The sequence below is a fragment of the Wolbachia endosymbiont of Listronotus oregonensis genome (assembly GCF_031205055.1).
Classification (GTDB): Bacteria; Pseudomonadota; Alphaproteobacteria; order Rickettsiales; family Anaplasmataceae; genus Wolbachia.
The window spans coordinates 125,793-143,649 of sequence record NZ_CP102118.1 but is presented as its reverse complement, the minus strand read 5'-3'; the positions used below and the strand labels follow the sequence as shown (position 1 = coordinate 143,649).

General features: G+C 36.5%; 16 protein-coding genes and 1 pseudogene. 6 read left to right on the top strand and 11 right to left on the bottom strand.

The genetic code is table 11. The features are described 5' to 3' along the window. Window positions 1-41: 41 nt before the first annotated feature. From NMD99_RS00760 to NMD99_RS00745, 4 genes are all read right to left on the bottom strand, one after another. On the bottom strand, window positions 42-2,690 hold the full coding sequence (locus NMD99_RS00760) for a valine--tRNA ligase (protein ID WP_253307324.1): 2,649 nt from the start codon (window positions 2,688-2,690) through the stop codon (window positions 42-44). Window positions 2,691-2,785: 95 nt separating this feature from the next. After that, a complete protein-coding gene (locus tag NMD99_RS00755; RefSeq protein ID WP_309166255.1) occupies window positions 2,786-2,908 on the bottom strand; it encodes a hypothetical protein in 123 nt (40 codons plus the stop codon). 19 nt (window positions 2,909-2,927) lie between these two features. Further along, on the bottom strand, window positions 2,928-3,050 hold the full coding sequence (locus tag NMD99_RS00750; protein WP_309166252.1) for a hypothetical protein: 123 nt from the start codon (window positions 3,048-3,050) through the stop codon (window positions 2,928-2,930). After that, entirely contained in the window at window positions 3,044-3,196 is a 153-nt protein-coding gene (locus NMD99_RS00745) for a hypothetical protein (RefSeq protein ID WP_309166249.1), read from the bottom strand. The genes NMD99_RS00750 and NMD99_RS00745 overlap by 7 nt, the downstream gene beginning before the upstream one ends. A 187-nt stretch (window positions 3,197-3,383) precedes the next feature. On the opposite strand from NMD99_RS00745, the gene NMD99_RS00740 reads away from it, so the two are divergent. Next, window positions 3,384-4,685 (top strand): coiled-coil domain-containing protein, encoded by a 1,302-nt coding sequence (locus NMD99_RS00740; protein ID WP_309166248.1) that lies wholly within the window; start codon window positions 3,384-3,386, stop codon window positions 4,683-4,685. A gap of 467 nt (window positions 4,686-5,152) precedes the next feature. Further along, the gene (locus NMD99_RS00735; protein ID WP_253308905.1) at window positions 5,153-6,427 is read left to right on the top strand and encodes an MFS transporter; all 1,275 of its coding nucleotides are present in this window, start codon (window positions 5,153-5,155) and stop codon (window positions 6,425-6,427) included. A 542-nt stretch (window positions 6,428-6,969) separates the two neighbouring features. Here NMD99_RS00735 and ftsL read toward each other — a convergent pair. Together ftsL and rsmH are read right to left on the bottom strand one after the other, a co-directional pair. Further along, the gene (gene ftsL, locus NMD99_RS00730; RefSeq protein ID WP_265016323.1) at window positions 6,970-7,281 is read right to left on the bottom strand and encodes a cell division protein FtsL; all 312 of its coding nucleotides are present in this window, start codon (window positions 7,279-7,281) and stop codon (window positions 6,970-6,972) included. After that, window positions 7,278-8,231: a 16S rRNA (cytosine(1402)-N(4))-methyltransferase RsmH gene (gene rsmH / locus NMD99_RS00725; RefSeq protein ID WP_253309686.1), complete on the bottom strand. Its 954-nt coding sequence runs from the start codon at window positions 8,229-8,231 to the stop codon at window positions 7,278-7,280. The genes ftsL and rsmH overlap by 4 nt, the downstream gene beginning before the upstream one ends. 220 nt (window positions 8,232-8,451) lie before the next feature. Between rsmH and NMD99_RS00720 the strand changes: the two genes are divergently transcribed. Further along, a complete protein-coding gene (locus tag NMD99_RS00720; RefSeq protein ID WP_253309685.1) occupies window positions 8,452-9,663 on the top strand; it encodes an MFS transporter in 1,212 nt (403 codons plus the stop codon). 50 nt (window positions 9,664-9,713) lie between these two features. Here the strand turns inward: NMD99_RS00720 and map are convergent, their stop codons facing one another. The 3 genes and pseudogenes from map to ftsA form a co-directional block, all read right to left on the bottom strand. After that, window positions 9,714-10,496 carry a type I methionyl aminopeptidase gene (gene map, locus NMD99_RS00715; RefSeq protein WP_253309684.1) on the bottom strand — a complete coding sequence of 261 codons (783 nt, stop codon included), beginning with the start codon at window positions 10,494-10,496 and terminating at the stop codon, window positions 9,714-9,716. A 247-nt stretch (window positions 10,497-10,743) separates the two neighbouring features. Beyond that, window positions 10,744-11,046 carry a pyrophosphohydrolase domain-containing protein gene (locus tag NMD99_RS00710; RefSeq protein ID WP_309166246.1) on the bottom strand — a complete coding sequence of 101 codons (303 nt, stop codon included), beginning with the start codon at window positions 11,044-11,046 and terminating at the stop codon, window positions 10,744-10,746. A gap of 41 nt (window positions 11,047-11,087) precedes the next feature. Then, window positions 11,088-12,325, bottom strand: a pseudogene (gene ftsA, locus NMD99_RS00705) (cell division protein FtsA). 138 nt (window positions 12,326-12,463) lie between these two features. On the opposite strand from ftsA, the gene def reads away from it, so the two are divergent. Together def and NMD99_RS00695 are read left to right on the top strand one after the other, a co-directional pair. Continuing rightward, a complete protein-coding gene (def, locus tag NMD99_RS00700) occupies window positions 12,464-13,003 on the top strand; it encodes a peptide deformylase (protein ID WP_253309681.1) in 540 nt (179 codons plus the stop codon). Then, window positions 12,993-13,814, top strand: coding sequence for a uracil-DNA glycosylase (locus NMD99_RS00695; RefSeq protein ID WP_253309680.1), 822 nt, complete (start codon window positions 12,993-12,995; stop codon window positions 13,812-13,814). The genes def and NMD99_RS00695 overlap by 11 nt, the downstream gene beginning before the upstream one ends. Window positions 13,815-14,016: 202 nt before the next feature. On the opposite strand, the gene NMD99_RS00690 is transcribed toward NMD99_RS00695, so the two are convergent. Beyond that, complete coding sequence (locus NMD99_RS00690; RefSeq protein WP_309166241.1) at window positions 14,017-14,175, bottom strand: hypothetical protein; 159 nt, start codon at window positions 14,173-14,175, stop codon at window positions 14,017-14,019. Between the two features lie 520 nt (window positions 14,176-14,695). On the opposite strand from NMD99_RS00690, the gene NMD99_RS00685 reads away from it, so the two are divergent. Next, window positions 14,696-16,045 carry a leucine-rich repeat domain-containing protein gene (locus tag NMD99_RS00685; protein ID WP_309166239.1) on the top strand — a complete coding sequence of 450 codons (1,350 nt, stop codon included), beginning with the start codon at window positions 14,696-14,698 and terminating at the stop codon, window positions 16,043-16,045. Between the two features lie 345 nt (window positions 16,046-16,390). On the opposite strand, the gene wmk is transcribed toward NMD99_RS00685, so the two are convergent. Then, window positions 16,391-17,344, bottom strand: coding sequence for a WO male-killing family protein Wmk (wmk, locus tag NMD99_RS00680; RefSeq protein ID WP_309166236.1), 954 nt, complete (start codon window positions 17,342-17,344; stop codon window positions 16,391-16,393). Window positions 17,345-17,857 lie beyond the last annotated feature (513 nt).

The following is a 17,857-nucleotide window of genomic DNA, read 5'->3' as shown; positions in this document are numbered from 1 at the left end:
TTATAATAGCATAAATGTCAAGGGAAGTAAAGCTATACAAATCAGTATAAGTCTATATTCACTATGTATTTCCCGTCTTCAGTTTCAAGCTCAGACTGCATCCACTCTATCATTTCCGCATTGCAAACTGCTTGTAGGTCATTCTGCGCGGATTGATTCAATTTGTCCTCTCGTAGATCTGCTTTTATCACTAATTTCTTTATCAAATGCTTAACTGATACATTATTATCTGCTTTTATCTTTCTGATAATGTTTAATATCTGCACGCAATTGTCTCCCATTTCCTCTGAATATTTATCGTAGATAAGCTCTTCTAATTTTGGCCAATTACTTTGATTGTGTACAGAATTATAACTATACAACTGGTGGTATATCTCTTCTGTAATGTAAGGCAAAAAAGGTGCAAATAACCGCAAAATAACATTTAACACATACGCCAAGCTTTGTTTTGCACTTAAGGTTGCTTCACTGCTTCCGTACGCGCGTTTTTTTACTAATTCCAAGTAGTTATCACAAAAATCCTTCCAAAAAAATTCCTCTATTACGCCCAAAGCTTCGCAGTATTCAAACTGTAATAGGTTATTCGTTGCTCTTTCTATAACTTTGTATAACTTAGACAATATCCACTTATCTATTGTCTCGTGAGCAGAATTTATGCTCATTACTTGATGCTTTTCCATGAACATGGAAACAAACTTGCTAGCGTTCCAAAGTTTTGTAACTAGGCGCTTGCCAATTTTAAATATATTTTCAGAGTAGACTGTATCAACTCCAAGCCTTGAGTTCGCTGCCCAATAGCGTACTACATCAGCCCCATAAGTTTCAAGTATTACATGAGGAGTGATGATGTTACCTTTTGATTTACTCATCTTTTTCTTATCATCGGCTAAACACCAACCGCTGATCATAATGTTTTTCCAAGGTAAAGAATCTGCATGATAATGTGCCTTTAAAATAGTATAAAAAGCCCAAGTTCTTATTATCTCATGGCTCTGGCTGCGCAGATCTGCAGGAAATATTGTATTATAGCGATGATTTGGTAAGCTAAACTCACTGTTTACTGCCAGTGCACTTAGTTGAGGAGTAATTGAACTTGTGGCCCAGGTATCCATTACATCTTGATCTGGGATAACCTCTTCTTTGCTATACCCTTTTGGCAAATCTTTGAGTGGATCTATAGGTAGGTCCTTTATCTCAGCTAGAATAATTTTACCTTCTTCTCCCTTACGTTTGGAATACCACGCTGGAAATGGCACACCAAAATAGCGCTGCCTTGAGATGCACCAGTCCCAATTTAGCCCTTCTATCCACACTTCCATGCGTTTACGCATATTGCTTGGATGCCAATTGCATTCTTTTACTTTATCTAATACTTGAGCTTTTTGCTCTAAGGTCTTGATAAACCATTGATAAGTAGGCAATATCTCAAGTGGTGCACCAGACCTTTCTGCGCACTTAACAGAATGAGAAATGCTAGTGCTTTCTATTAGTAACTCCTTCTCAGTTAGGATTTCGATCATCCTCTTTCTTGCTGCTGTAACTTTCAATCCATTGATTTCATTGTAGATTCCAGCGTCACGCGCTGGAATGACGCCGGGGTGTGGTGGAATGACGTCTTCTTTTGTCATCTGAGTAGCCCTTTCTCCTGTCATCCGAGTAGCCCCTATGGTGTCATCCCAGTGCCCAGACACTGGGATCCATTCTTCTATTTCCTGGATTCCAGTGCCACCTATGGTGTCATCCCAGTGCCCAGACACTGGGATCCATGCTCTTTCCTTCTGACCATGTGGTGGATGCAGGTTCATCCTCCCATCCTGATCGATGATAATTTTCATCGGCAGATTATGCTTTTGCTGCCAATATATGTCGAGCTCATCACCGAATGTACAACACATAACAAGCCCAGTGCCTTTATCTACTTTAACCTTATCATCAGCTATTATTGGAACTTTTTCCTTTGTTATTGGCGCTACGGCTGTTTTGCCAATCAGATGGGTATAGCGTGCATCCTCTGGGTGGCAAAAAACTGCAACGCATGCGGGAAGTAACTCAGGTCGCGTAGTTGCAATATTGATCTGCTCATTTTCGTGAGTAGAGAAAACTATCGTGTTTAAGGATGACTCAAAAACTTTATCTTCTATTTCTGCTTGCGCAATTGCGGTTTTATCAACCGGATCCCAAAGAATAGGTTGCATTTTTCTATATGCATACCCTTTATTATATAGATCGATAAACGACATTTGAGAAAGTGTCACAGTTTCCTTGCTGATCGTGTGATATTCCAAACTCCAGTCATAACTAATGCCGACCGATTTAAATAGTTCCTTAAATTCTTGCTTTGATTTTTCAATAACTTCATGGCACATCTCTATAAATTTTTCTCTGCCAACTTCTTTTGCACGGGTTTTATAGGTTTGTTCAACCAATCTTTCAGTGGGGAGCCCATTATCATCAAACCCAATTGGATAAAACACATCTTTTCCCAGCATGCGCTGAAACCTTGCAATAAAGTCTGTGTGGCAATAGCTAAATATATGGCCGATATGCAATTTACCCGATATTGTTGGTGGAGGTGTGTCTATAGTGAAAGTGTTATCCTTTTCACCATTCCATTTATAAACTTTACTACCTTCCCATAATATGTTGCATTTGTCTTCAACTTCTTTAAAGCCGTATTTTTCTTTTAACATAAATATTTCTCAATTTTAAACCTTAAGCTAGCAACGTCATACCGCGATTCATTCGCGGTATCTCAGCCGCTAACACGTAGCAAGATACTTAACCGTCATACCGCCGCGGTATCTCTTAGCATAGATCCCGCTAACAAGTAGCGGGATGACGAGGTTATCGTCATACCACCACGAACCGTCATACCGCGATTCATTCGCGGTATCTCAGCCGCTAACACGTAGCAGGATACTTAACCGTCATACCGCCGCGGTATCTCTTAGCATAGATCCCACTAACAAGTAGCGGGATGACGAGGTTATCGTCATACCACCACGAACCGTCATACCGCGATTCATTCGCGGTATCTCAGCCGCTAACACGTAGCAGGATACTTAACCGTCATACCGCCGCGGTATCTCTTAGCATAGATCCCGCTAACAAGTAGCGGTATGACGAGGTTATCGTCATACCGCCACGAACCGTCATACCGCGATTCATTCGCGGTATCTCTAGATCCCGCTAACAAGCAGCGGGATGACGATTGTCGATAAACCTAAATTACTTTAGCTATAGCACAATTAAGTAAATACGGCAATTTTACGCCAAAATTTTTTGTTTACGAACATAAATTTTCTATGCTATAATAAAAATATTACTTGACCTTAGGTTCTAAAGGTATTATGTAATGTTAATTATATATATTGAGGTTCGTTATGATAGGATTTGAAAGATTAGCAGAGATTTTGGGTGCTTTAGATAAGAGTGGTCATAATCTGGATGCTACAAAAAAAGAAGAGCTGAGAGTTTTCCTTAAAGAAGTGTTGGAAGGTAAAGAGGAAGAAACTTCAGAAAACACAGTAAGTGCACTCAGAGAGAAACTAAAAACAGAAGCTAAAGATGAACTTAAAGCTGATGAGGCAATAAAAACTGAAGCTAAAGATGAACTTAAAGCTGATGAGGCAATAAAAACTGAAGCTAAAGATGAACTTAAAGCTGATGAGGCAATAAAAACTGAAGCTAAAGATGAACTTAAAGCTGATGAGGCAATAAAAACTGAAGCTAAAGATGAACTTAAAGCTGATGAGGCAATAAAAACTGAAGCTAAAGATGAACTTAAAGCTGATCAAGCAACAATAACGGCTGCAAAAGCTGAACTGAAAACTGACCAAGCAATAATAACGGCTGCAAAAGCTGAACTCAAAGCTGATCAAGCAACAATAACGGCTGCAAAAGCTGAACTGAAAACTGACCAAGCAATAATAACGGCTGCAAAAGCTGAACTCAAAGCTGATCAAGCAACAATAACGGCTGCAAAAGATGAACTGAAAACTGACCAAGCAATAATAACGGCTGCAAAAGCTGAACTCAAAGCTGATCAAGCAACAATAACGGCTGCAAAAGATGAACTGAAAACTGACCAAGCAATAATAACGGCTGCAAAAGCTGAACTCAAAGCTGATCAAGCAACAATAACGGCTGCAAAAGCTGAACTGAAAACTGACCAAGCAGTAATAACGGCTGCAAAAGCTGAACTCAAAGCTGATCAAGCAACAATAACGGCTGCAAAAGCTGAACTAAAAACCAAAAAGCTAAAAACTGAAGCTAAAAATGAACTATCAAATGAAATGCAAGAAAAAGTAAATAAACTTGAGCAGATAGAGAAGGAAAAAACAGACTTACAAACTCAATTGGGTGCAGCTAATACGCAAAAAACAGAATTACAAGCTAAATTCGATCAAGAAAAACAAGCACTAGAAGCTAAAAACAAAACAACTGAGCAACCAAAACAAGGCAATGGAGCACGGTACACCGCTACTGTTGGTATGGGTCTTGCTGCTGGACTGATAGCATTTACTGCACTTGAACGTACAGTTAGGTTAGAGATGTTAGTAATGATTGGTATAGCAGTAGCATCTGCACTCGTAGCTGGTAGTATTACATATGTAGCATTACCTAGTACTCAAGTAGATGGAGCGAAAGCACAAGAAGTAAATGAGAATGGGAAAAAGAAGTAACAAAGGCACTGGGCTGAAACCGTCATAAAGGAACCAGCGTCAGCTACTTGGATGACAAGAAGAGGGCGCTGGGATGAAATCATTATAGAGTGAACCAGTGTCACACTACTAGGATGACATCCTGACAATCGTCATACCGCTACTTGTTAGCGGTATGACGATTAATTATTCTGCGCGGGATGACAAGAAAGGAGCAGCAGGATGACGCCTCACCATGTCATTTGAGTAGCGGACACTGGAATGGCTTTGTTGCATCGCTAGCTATGATGGATTAAAGATAAAAAAGATGGAGAATATCAGTAGCTTATTATTCTGGTGTTTATAACAAGAACGGTCAGTGAATACCTAAATTTTAACAATCTCAATTATCACACACCATAATAAAACAGTCAACTTCACATGCTTAGGTTGCAAAATCCCAAAAAGCAGCCAGAATAGAATAAGCAAACATTTACGAATTAAATTTAGTGGATAATCACCAAATAAGGGTATTGATATCAACCATACTCTGCAGAATCGCAATATGGTATGACTACATGCTCTTCACTGATTTGATTAACATAATTAGCAGAGAGTTTTGTTTTGCAAAAGATGTCTACAGTAACATACTGCAATTATTTGGAATTGTAGGGCTAGGTGCAATTGTAAGGCCACTTGGTGCATTCATATTTGGTCACGTTGGTGACAGGTATGGAAGAAGGATAGCATTAATAATTACTATCTTGCTAATATCGATACCATCAAGTCTCATTGCATTTATTCCAAGTCACAATCAAGTAGGTATAATTTCTACTATATTGCTTCTTGCAATCCATGTGACACAAGGAATTGCACTTGGTGGTGAACAGGGAAGTTCTGTTTATCTTATAGAACATTTATCCAGTAGGAAAGAGAACTTAGGAATGTATTTTGGAATAATGGGCTGTGGTCGCTCCATTGGTGTCTTGCTTTCTGCGGTGATAGTAATTATCTGCAAAAAAACTACTGATTTTTGTACCTGGGGTTGGAGATTGCCATTTGTTTTCTCAGCTATTTTAGGATTAATTAGCGCGTATAGCATATACACATTGGGAGAAACTCCAGCATATGAAAAAAATCGAAAACAAAGAAATTTACCTGATTTGCCAATAATAGAGCTTATAAAGCGCCACAAGAGAGCTCTTATACTTGCTATTTTAATATCTGTACCTGTTAATGTTGCTGTCGGATTTACCATATTTCTTCGAACACTCGCAAAGGAAATAGCATCAGTGGATGTGTATGTAACGACATATATCAACGAAATTGTGCTCATTATAACCAGTGTATTAATGCCGATATCTTCAATAGCGTTTGGAATGTTGGCTGATAAAGTTGGAAAAGAGCGCACTGCAATCTTATTTATAGCAATTACAATGGCACTATGTTGTCCTGCGTTATCTATTGCATATTACTACAAAAATTACCTTATAATTATGCTTAGTGTAATGGCTCTTTCTATAATAGAAAGAGGTATAGTTCCCATAGGAATAGTTGCATCTGAACTCTTTCCCACCAATGTTAGATTTAGTGGTGTGAGCTTATCACGCAACATCTCTTATGCGTTACATGGAGGATTTACTCCTATGGTTTGTATTTGGTTGACTGTAACATTTCCTCAAACAAACCTTGCTGCTGGGCTTTATATAGTCTTCTGCTTGTTGATCAGTGTGGTAGCAATATTGCAAATAAAACCGCAAGATAAAAAATGTGATTGGTCTTAGTTTTCTCTTATGTGATTTGATAGTGATCTCCACCGGAAAAGGGTTTCATCTAAGTAGCTGACACCCTGACAACCGTCATCCTGCTGCTTGTTAGCGGGATCTAGAGATACCGTAACGGTATGACGTAGGACTGCTGTCATTCCAGTCTGGAATCCAGAAAAAGGGGCTACTTGGATGACACCCTGACAACCGTCATCCCGCTGCTTGTTAGCGGGATCTATGTTAAGAGATACCGCGAATGAATCGCGGTATGACGTAGGAATGAATCGCGGTATGACGTAGGACTGCTGTCATCCCAGTGCCCAGACACTGGGATCCAGGAATTTTATTAAGTTGGTAAGCATAAAAATAGCTGTTTTACGTTAAAATACAATGTTTTTGATGATTATGGAAAGGCTGGATCCCAGTGTCAAGCACTGGGATGACACCATTTGTTGTAAACTCACTTTTACTCTATGGTTATACTACCTTGCCGCTATCCTGAACGGATACAAAGTAAGTTTTATTGTGATGTGCTCATCTGTAAAAAATAAGACTTAATCTCACTGTTGATCATGGATTTTAAGTTGTGCTAACACACTGCGGCCATTTAAAGAGTCAAGATTTTTAACCTGGCTAGCCAGTATTAAAGAGTTATTTTTTAGGTATTTCTTTACAAGGCTTGCAAGTCTTTTTGGATTATTCAAATAGCTCCACTCTGCTTGTAAAACTTTTATATCACTTTGTACTAAACTAATTTCACTTTTTATTTTTATTAGCTCTCTATTTAATGACTGAACATGTAGTTTTATCTTAAATAGTCCTACAATGCTAAGAAAAAACATAACTATTGAGATGATGCAGAAAGTTCTCATGACAACTTCTGTATAGCTCTTAGTTTTGCTGAGCGTGAACGCGGATTTGCACTTACTTCTTCTATACTTGCTTTGATCACTTTTTTATTTAGAAGAGAGAATGTCTTACAATCAGTAGATCTTGGCTCACATAGATCTTTAAAAAAAGTTTTGACTATACGATCTTCCAAAGAATGAAAGGTGACAACAATTAATTTGCCATTCTCATTTAAAATTTCAGATGCAGCTTTAATGCCCCTCTCAAGTTCTCCCAGCTCATCGTTTACCCATATTCTGATTGCCTGAAATGTTCTGGTTGCAGGATCAATTTTGCTTTTTCCACGGAACACCACAGAACGTACAATGTTCGCAAGCTCAAATGTAGTTTTGATAGTTTTCTTCTTCCGTGCACTTACTATTGCTCTTGCGATTTTGCGAGAATGATGCTCTCCTCCGTAGTTATATATAGTATTTGCAATTTCTTCTTCGCGTAAAGCGTTAACAAACGTTGAAGCGTTTATATAAGAAGAGTTATCCATGCTCATATCGAGTGGACCATCATGTAAAAATGAGAACCCTCTATCTCCGTTATCAAGCTGCATAGATGAAACTCCGATGTCAAAAACCACCCCATCCACTCCGTTTGATTTCATTCCAGCGCGTGACCAGTTATTTTTTCCAGTATCAAGTACTGGGATGACAGGAGATGGCTCAACGCTGCTTAGTATACTTTTAATATTACTAAACTTCTCAATGAATAGTTTTATTCTATCGGGATATCTAACGCTTAAATCATCATAAAACTTAGTTACCGTTTCATCTCTATCAATTGCATATACCTTGCAATCAGCTGACTCCAATATTGCTTTGCTATACCCTCCAGCTCCAAATGTGGCGTCCACGTATATACCACCATCCTGCGGTGATAGTAGTGATAGCATCTCTTTTAACAAAACTGGAGTGTGTGTCATAGTGCTCCATCAAAAGACTCTGTGCATACAAATAAAAATAGCTTCCCACTAAAACATATGGAAATATATAGGCAATAATATAAAAATACTTGAATATAGTCAATGATATAAAAATATTAAGATTTAATAAGATACTATTATTAATATAATGTTCAAATTTTTCTATTATATAAAAAAAAGTAATGTATATTACTAAATACTAAACAAACTATAGAAAATTATGCAGCAAATAACAAAAGTAATATTTTCAAGTTTGATTTGTAACACTTTATTGTGGTATGACCACATGCTTTTTGGCCACTTAATAAACATAATAGGTGGTGTGTTTTTTCCATCGGATGATCAACTAACCAGCGTATTGAAGGCTTTTGGAGTGTTTGCAGTGGGTTTCTTAATGAGACCAGTCGGCGCTGCTATATTTGGTCACATTGGTGATAAGCATGGCAGAAGAGTTGCCTTATTGCTCTCGATTATATTAATGACTTTATCAACCGTATTAATTGCTTTTGTTCCAGGTTATCAAAGCATTGGAATACTAGCGTCAATGCTGGTAGTTTGTTTAAGATTATTGCAGGGTATATCCCTTGGAGGAGAAGCAGGAAATGCACCATTTTTAATAGAACACGCTCCTAAAAACAAAAAAGGATTTTTTGGCAGCATTGAAGTATTAAGCGCAATTTTTGGTTCAGTATTAAGCCTGATAGCAGTACTCATATGCAAAAAAGTATCTGATTTTGAATCTTGGGGGTGGAGATTACCTTTCATTTTCAGTTTAGCAATGGGATTAATCAGCATATATATGAGATATATACTTGATGAAAGCCCAGAGTATAAAAGACAGAAAAATCCATCTAAACTGCCATTAAAAGAGTTATTGAATAGCTATAAAAAACCTTTTCTGATATCAGTTGGGGTTGATATAGTTGAAAACTCATCTCTTTACATATATCTGGTATTTTTCAATGTGCTTACATCAACAATAAATACTCATTTTAACCATATGGTAGAAATACTGAGTCAAATTGCGCTCGGAGGATTGACAATATTGTTTGCAATACTTTCTGATAAGGTAGGAAGAGAAAAAGTTATGAAATTTTCATTTATAGCTTTTGTAATAGTGAGTTATCCAGTTTTCTCAATGTTATGTAGTGGCAATTACTTACTCACTTTTACGGCACATATTCTTTTTATAATTCCAATAGCTGCATCGCTTGGTCCTGTCAGTGCATTTATGTGTGAATTATTTCCAACAAAGGTTCGGTACAGCGGATTTGGCTTGTCAAGAAATATAGCTGCTGGATTTTTTGGTGGCCTTGCACCATTTATATGCACAACAATTATCAAAGTTACAGGACAAGAGACTTCAGCTAGTTTTTACATGATTTTCTGTGCATTAATTGGGCTAGTTGCTATATCGCAAATTAAGGATTAGCTTTCTTCAAGATCCAAGTATAGTTGCAGTATAGCAGAGTTTAAAAAAATCTAATTATATGGTGGGAAGTGCCAATTTTTAGGTGATAATGTGAATATTTCAGCACCATCTTTAGTTACTCCGAGCGTATGTTCAAATTGAGCAGAAAGTGAAAGATCGCGTGTTGTCACTGTCCAGTCATCGATTTTACTGAGCAGAGTCTCATGTTTTCCAGCATTAATCATTGGCTCTATTGTAAAAAACATACCTTCCTTCAAGATGAGATTTTCATCTTGATCATAGAAATGCACTACATTTGGTGGAGCATGAAAGACTTTTCCTATACCATGTCCGCAGTAGCTGCGTACGATAGAATATCCAAAATCTCTAATATATTTCTCTATAGCAAGCCCTATTTCATTTAACTTATTGCCGGGTTTAACTTGTTTAATTGCTTCCATCAATGCATGATAAGTAGCGTCACACAAACGTTTTGCTTTTATTGATGGCTTGCCAACCCAAAACATGCGACTTGTATCACCATGCCAACCATTTAAAATCACCGTGACATCAATATTTAAAATATCTCCATCTTTAAGCGTTTTATCATCGGGAACACCATGGCACACAACTGCATTTTTTGAAGTGCAAATCGATTTTGGATACCCCCTATAGTTTAGTGGTGCTGGAATTGCACCTGCATTAATTATAAAATCATGACATAGATCATTTAACTCATTAGTTGTCACCCCTACCTTTACGTACGGTGCAATGAAATCAAGAGTTTCAGCAGCAAGCCTGCCAGCCTTGCGCATAAATTCAAAATCTTCTTGTGAGTGTATAGTTATGTTCATATTTTCCATGTCTTATTGTAATTGGTACGCTTACTTGCAAGTACATAAATGTAATAACTTTACGTATTATGAAAATAAGCCCTATGGATCCTAGTGTCAAGTCATTTGTATGAAAGGTGGTCAAGCAAGAAGTCTATTTAATAATCTGAACTATACAACTACTATCTCAGGATAATCTGAAGGTTTTTTGTGATAGTAATCGATGCTATTAGAATTCACCTCAATGTAAGTATTGTAGATACGATTCTCAAAACCACCTCTCTCGTTTTTTAGAGATACGCTTTTCTTCAATTTGTTCTATAGATAGTCCACTTTCTTTGCCTAATGCATGTATGACCTCAAGTAAATCAGCTAACTCTTCAAGGTTTTCATCTGAGGTTTTAGAGGCAATAACTTCCTTTACTTCTTCTAAAAGTTTATCTTTGAGACGTTCAATGTATTCATCTTTTTCCATCACCCTCTCATAAACAATAATTCCATGGGAACGTATAATTTCAGTTGTATGATCACGAACAAGTTTATTAATTTTGAAACAATGTTTTTTATTCATAATGTTTCCTTTGACAGATATAAGAATTTCATTCAGTAAAATTAAACTGTAACTTTTGATTTAACCCAATGGTACAACTTACTTATTTTACCATCTTGACCGAGCATTCCAGAGTTATTCTTATAAAAAGTTTCAACTATTAGCTTTATAGAACCTATAGCAGCAGAAAATACAGGATTTTTATCATATTCGCCATCAAGACCGCTACAAGACTCAGGGCACCCAATTCGAACTTGCTTATTGAATATATAGCCTGCAATTTCCTTCATGCTTGTGAGTTGACTAGTTCCACCTGTGATCACTACTTTATTAATTGGATCTTTCTGCTCTTGAAATTGCTCTCTTACCATTTCAAGTATTTCTTCAACTCTTGGTCTTATGATGTTAATAAGCTCAGATTTGAATACTTGAGTAGGTTCATCATTTTCACTATTTTGGACTGTAATATATTCGTTCTCATCTATTGAAGTTACGATAGTGCTACCATACAGTATTTTTATATACTCTGCACGTTCTATGCTTGTGCATAGCCCGTAAGCAATATCTCGAGTGATATGAACGCCACCAATTGGAACGCTGCTTGCATACACAAGTTTCCCTCTTTTGAAAATTCCAATTGCAGTGCACCCACCGCCTATATCAACAATAGCAGTCCCGAGCTCTTTTTCATCTTCACTCAGACAGGCAAGACCTGCAGAATATGCAGAAGCAATACAACCTGCCATATTTAATCCACCATTATTGGTAATACAGTTTTCAATATTGGTAAGCGCTGGACGCGAAGCAGTGACAACATTAACATCAGCAGATAGTCTTTTCCGTACAATCCACCAACTTCTTTTATGTCAGTCATGTCATCTAAGTGATATTTCAGTGGTATATTGTGAATGATAACATTTTCTTCAATATATTTCTCAAACGTCTGAAAAACTACACGTTTTATATCCCGGTCAGAAATTTCATGATTAGCTGCAATAATTTCATTATGTACATTAAAAGATGAGATGCCACATCCAGCAATGTTCACATATATCTGGTCTATAGTTTCCTCTGACACTTGCTCAGCTAAACCTATAGTTGATGAGATGGAGTAATTTGCGTGTTTTACATTAGTTATCGACCCACCGTTTACACCTTCTGCAATCTTATAGCCCGTTCCTGTCACTTTATAGCTGAAGTTGCCATTTATTTTAACGATTAGACAAATAATCTTTGTTGTACCTATGTCTAAAACAGCAAAAACGTTTCTCTTTGGTTTTGCTATTACTGCAGAGTACATTAGTTAACCTTATTACGCAATTTCATTTAAATTGTAGCTTTCTTTAATAATTTATATTTCTATTATAGATATAGCAACATTTTAATATACACTAAATTCTGGACAAAAGGAAAAGCAAAACATAGAATTATAATTTTTATGTCCATATTACCAATTGTAATTGCCCCTGATGAAAGACTAATCACACGTGCCAGTGAAGTAACAGATATAAACGATAAAATTAAAGAATTAGTAAACGACATGTTCGAAACTGTGTACGATGCAGAAGGTCTTGGCCTTGCTGCAGTGCAAGTTGGAGTGCTGAGGAGAGTTTTTGTTATGGACATTCAGCTCTCTCGAGCTGAAGACGAGCCAGTAGGGTATGAATCGACTGGCAAATTTTACATGATTAACCCTGAAATTACGGAATTATCCGATGAACAAGTAATTCTCAAAGAAGGGTGCCTTTCAATTCCAGAGCAAAGCTATGAAATTAAGCGTCCAAAATATTTGACTGTGAAATATAAGGATTTAAATAATGAGGAACAGACGCTAAAAGCTTGCGGCTGGCTCGCAAGGTGTATTCAGCATGAGCTAGATCACTTAAATGGCATATTATATATTAGACATTTATCTAAATTAAAGTATGATATGGCCATGAAAAAAGCACAAAAGGTTAAAAAGCATTATGAGCAATGAAGACCTAGAATTATTAAAATTTTACCATGAAGTGGGCGTTGATTGCACACTAACAGAGGGTGAAGAGGAAAAAAAGTTGGAGAGCAAAGAGGGTGTGCAACCCTCTGTTATCCAAACTGGGACCCAGAAGAAAGATGCAGATACGCGCTGGGGTGACACTAAAGATGGAAAAGACATGTTTCCAAGTGATTGGATAATTGAAGCAAGGAAACTTGCAAGTAAATGTAGTAGTGTGGATGAACTAAGAAGTGCAGTTGAATCATTTGAAGGTTGTGAGATAAAAAAAACTGCAACTAATACTGTTTTTTCCGATGGTAATCCAAACGCAAAAATTATGCTCGTTGGTGAAGCTCCAGGAGCAAATGAAGACCTTCAAGGCATACCATTTTGTGGTGCAAGTGGAATGTTGCTCGATAAAATGTTAAATGCAATCAATCTTGATCGCACTAAGGTATACATAAGCAATACCGTATTTTGGCGCCCACCTGGCAATAGAAAGCCAACCGACCTAGAGCTTGATATGTGCAGACCATTTGTTGAGAAGCATGTTGCACTGGTTTCACCGCAAATTCTAATTTTGGTCGGGGGAATTGCGTGTTATAGCCTTCTTGACAGCACAAAAACTATATCGAATTTGCGTGGTAGATTTCATACGTACACTAACCAATATTTATCTCACTCAATCACTACAGCTGCTATATTTCACCCAGCTTACCTACTGCGTCAGCCAATGCAAAAACGTTTAGCCTGGGAGGATTTAAAGAAGATTAGGGAGTATCTTAATAATACCAATAACTGTACGAATACTTAACACCACTGGTGTCAAGAAGTAGCCCGCAGAAACGAAAAAACTTACTTGACAAGTTTCGTCAGCCCCCTTATCATGAAACTGAAGCTATTTCATTTAACTTCGCAATCTGTGCAGATTAAAACGACAAGAAAACTTGTATTTGTCGTACTATGCTTAATTTTTTGCACGATGACACTCTCGCATATAAACTCACTACTTTCATTTATTTCTTTCTCTCTATTTTCTTTTTTCTCTTTATCAATCTCTCTATCAGTTGCCCGTATACATCCGATAAGCGTTTATCTGCTAACTCATCAGGCTCATATCGACAGGTAACAGTTAATGTTCTTTTTCTCATAGTTTCTCCTGTAAATGTTTTCATAGTTCAGGCACTCCTTTTTTCCATAAATCCATTTATCAGCTATTCTTGCGAAAAAGACGCAACTGTTAACCTTCGTTTTGTTTTACTTTTATGCACAATTTTGGAAACACATAGCGCTATCTTTCATCAATTAAGCTCTCTTCCAAATCATCAAGCTCCTCTTTTCCCTCTAATGATCTTCTTTTCCAAATGACACGTTCGAACTTTTCTTATAATAATTTTACTATACCACAAAACTAGCTATATTGGCCTACTTTTACCATATTTATATACGAACCAATTTGCTTAACTTCGTTGCAACAATTTCAACCTTCTATTTTCACAACCTTATTTTTACCAAACAAGCTCTCACAAAGATACGTACTTTTTTGCGGTTTTAGAAAAAGTAAATGAACAAATTTTTTGTGACGCTACAGAGTCTGGTATTTTCTACAAATTTTCACGTAATTTGTTAACAAAATTGACAATCACTGAAATACTGGCTAAAATATTTATATGATAATTTTAGTAAGGAGAAGAAATGGATTTTAATGAACATGTTAAGTACGGTGTCCTTTATTGTCATTGCGCCGTAAACGTAAGTGAACTAGTAAGCTTTTTACAAAATAGAACAGACGTTACAAAACTTAGTTTGCACAGAGCAGATATTGGTGATGAAGGTGCAAAAGGGTTAGCTGAAGGTAATTTTACAAATCTTGAATGGCTTGGGTTAGGTAGTAACAAAATTGGTGATGAAGGTGCAAAAGGGTTAGCTGAAGGTAATTTTACAAATCTTACTACACTTGAATTATCTGATAACAATATTGGTGATGAAGGTGCAAAAGGGTTAGCTGAAGGTAATTTTACAAATCTTACTAAACTTGAATTATCTGATAACAATATTGGTGATGAAGGTGCAAAAGGGTTAGCTGAAGGTAATTTTACAAATCTTACTAAACTTGATTTGACATATAACAATATTGGTGATGAAGGTGCAAAAGGGTTAGCTGAAGGTAATTTTACAAATCTTAAATGGCTTTGGTTAGGTAGTAACAATATTGGTGATGAAGGTGCAAAAGGGTTAGCTGAAGGTAATTTTACAAATCTTACTAAACTTGATTTGGCACATAACAAAATTGGTGATGAAGGTGCAAAAGGGTTAGCTGAAGGTAATTTTACAAATCTTACTAAACTTGATTTGGCACATAACAAAATTGGTGATGAAGGTGCAAAAGGGTTAGCTGAAGGTAATTTTACAAATCTTGAATGGCTTTGGTTAGGTAGTAACAATATTGGTGATGAAGGTGCAAAAGGGTTAGCTGAAGGTAATTTTACAAATCTTGAATGGCTTTGGTTAGGTAGTAACAATATTGGTGATGAAGGTGCAAAAGCTTTAGCTAGTCTTACGAATCTTACTAAACTTGAATTATCTGATAACAATATTGGTGATGAAGGTGCAAAAGCTTTAGCTAGTCTTACGAATCTTACTAAACTTGAATTATCTGATAACAACATTGGTGATGAAGGTGCAAATGAGTTAGCTAATCTTATACATTGCGGGATAGGTTTTAAAAGACACCCTAAATTACAAATAAAATCTAAAAACAATAACAAATACTATGTTTGTGGCGGTATAGCAATTGGTTTGTTTTTAGGTTTGAGCATAGCATATCTTGCAGGAGCTGCTACTTTAACTCCTGTTGGTGCTGTTGCGGTGTTTCTTGTAGCTGCAGTAATTGGTGCATTAGTAGGTTATGGTGTTGGAAAGTTTTGCGAGAGAGTTAGTGAGGAAAAGCAAGAAGATCCCGATATAGGTACGTGTGATGCTGTTAAGAGCGTCCTTTCTAGTGTATGGACTACTGGGCACAATAAATCGCCAGTGTATTCTTAAATCTTGATTCAAATTATCAGCATATGCACAAGCTTTAAGTAACCTAAAGTCCAATATGTTGGCCTATTTTCATCCTATTTAGACACATACTAGCAATGATAGTTTCGCGTTTTTAGAAAGAATTAAAGCAGTCAAACAAGCATGTAGTACCTAAAGATACATTTCTTTGAAGATTTATGTACTTTTTTTTTCAACACTTTCCCAAATTAATTCCCATTTCTAGTTGCTTTTTAAGATTAGGAATAACTTATGATTGGTTCTGATATTCTGAAGTAAAAAAAACTTGACATACGAAATAATGTTTGTATTTTTACCATATTGTTTTCATATATTGTACTTTTTAGACTAGGAGGTATATATGGGTTTTCTAGATAAGCCAGTTATTGAAGAAATAGCATCAACAGAAATACCTAGTATAAGTAGATTATTTGCTACTTTTATCCCTTCTGCTTTGTCGATCTTTTCTCTGTAGATTTGCCTTCTTTCGGACAAAAATTCTATTAGTATGTTCAGTTCATCTCTTGATTCCTGATTATCAATTCTTTTGAATTCTCTCGTCAAACTTAATAGCTCATTTTCCGCTTCCTCGTCTTCACCTTCATAGTAATCTTCTTCCGTTATTAGATCTTCAGCATCCACTGATAATATTTCTGCAACTTTACACGCCACCTCGCTTAAAAAGGTACTCTTCCCTTGTTCATAGTTATGTATTTGTGAACGTGTTACACCTAGCTCTTTTGCCAATTCCTCTTGAGTATATTCTCTTATTATCCTCCATTTCTTCATCTCTTGTCCTTCCTTGTAACGCTTACAGACAACTAGCTCTTTATTATTATATTCATTTGTTGATAAGCCTGTTGCTCGGTAGATAATATCAGCATCAAATTCTAACTTGAGCATATTTTTTGCCATTCTTATTCTTGCTGCTTTTACATCACTTTCCTCTTGAGCTCGAATAAATTTGGTTAATGGATTAATTGCCTTGCGCGGTTCTCTCCCCTTTGTTTTCATGTATTTTCCCATGAAATCGTACGTCTCTTGCGCCTTATCTTTATCAAAACAACTGTCTTCTCTTGGTGGAGGAAGTAGATTACTAATAGGAACTGACAATGCCTTTGCTATACGTTTTAACTTTTCAGTTGGAATGCCACATTTTCCTTTTACATACCTTAGCAGCGTATAGTATTCTATACCTGTTTTATTTGCTAAATCTTTTTGGGTATATTTTCGCTTTAATATCCAGCTTCTTATATTTTGTGCTATTTTGTACCTTATGGAGATAGTAGTACGTTTTGCCATGCCGCTAACAGAAATAAACTACACATTATTACACAGGTGAGCATAAATTTACTATGAAAATGTTGACGTTAAACTTCAAGCTCTTTATTATGAAAGATGTGAGAGCTCGATGGTAGGTTTGAGCTTTTGGCTCGTATTTTATTAGGCTCTCACACCAAAAATAAGTATTTTTAAAGCTCTTTATAGCTACTAAATCCATGAATTCATTTGCCGGGGTTTTTAGGCGCTTTATGAGGGGGGTATAAAAAGATCTACAAAAGGACCTCTAAGGTGCGTAGTAGTATTCTAAAGCCACCTATGGGAGACATTTTTTTCATCAACGCATTCAAAACTTAAAAAAATAAACTAAAAATAAAGAAGTTGAATATTTTTTCAGAATTGTGTATAATTATTAATGCTTTTTAGGTTAGTTCGTTATGGCTCTTTCGAAGTTTCTCGATCCAAAGAATGATGGTGTGCTGCAGCAACAAACAGGGTAATGTTTGTGAGAAGCTTTATTGAAGATGAAGGAAG

Excerpts from the sequence above, each read along its gene's own strand:
- NMD99_RS00720 (WP_253309685.1), top strand. The coding sequence starts at position 8,452 with ATGCAGCAAATAACAAAAGTAATATTTTCAAGTTTGATTTGTAACACT.
- NMD99_RS00710 (WP_309166246.1), bottom strand. The coding sequence starts at position 11,046 with ATGAATAAAAAACATTGTTTCAAAATTAATAAACTTGTTCGTGATCAT.
- def (WP_253309681.1), top strand. The coding sequence starts at position 12,464 with ATGTCCATATTACCAATTGTAATTGCCCCTGATGAAAGACTAATCACA.
- NMD99_RS00740 (WP_309166248.1), top strand. The coding sequence starts at position 3,384 with ATGATAGGATTTGAAAGATTAGCAGAGATTTTGGGTGCTTTAGATAAG.
- NMD99_RS00685 (WP_309166239.1), top strand. The coding sequence starts at position 14,696 with ATGGATTTTAATGAACATGTTAAGTACGGTGTCCTTTATTGTCATTGC.
- wmk (WP_309166236.1), bottom strand. The coding sequence starts at position 17,344 with ATGGCAAAACGTACTACTATCTCCATAAGGTACAAAATAGCACAAAAT.
- map (WP_253309684.1), bottom strand. The coding sequence starts at position 10,496 with ATGAACATAACTATACACTCACAAGAAGATTTTGAATTTATGCGCAAG.
- NMD99_RS00695 (WP_253309680.1), top strand. The coding sequence starts at position 12,993 with ATGAGCAATGAAGACCTAGAATTATTAAAATTTTACCATGAAGTGGGC.
- NMD99_RS00690 (WP_309166241.1), bottom strand. The coding sequence starts at position 14,175 with ATGAAAACATTTACAGGAGAAACTATGAGAAAAAGAACATTAACTGTT.
- rsmH (WP_253309686.1), bottom strand. The coding sequence starts at position 8,231 with ATGACACACACTCCAGTTTTGTTAAAAGAGATGCTATCACTACTATCA.
- ftsL (WP_265016323.1), bottom strand. The coding sequence starts at position 7,281 with ATGAGAACTTTCTGCATCATCTCAATAGTTATGTTTTTTCTTAGCATT.
- NMD99_RS00760 (WP_253307324.1), bottom strand. The coding sequence starts at position 2,690 with ATGTTAAAAGAAAAATACGGCTTTAAAGAAGTTGAAGACAAATGCAAC.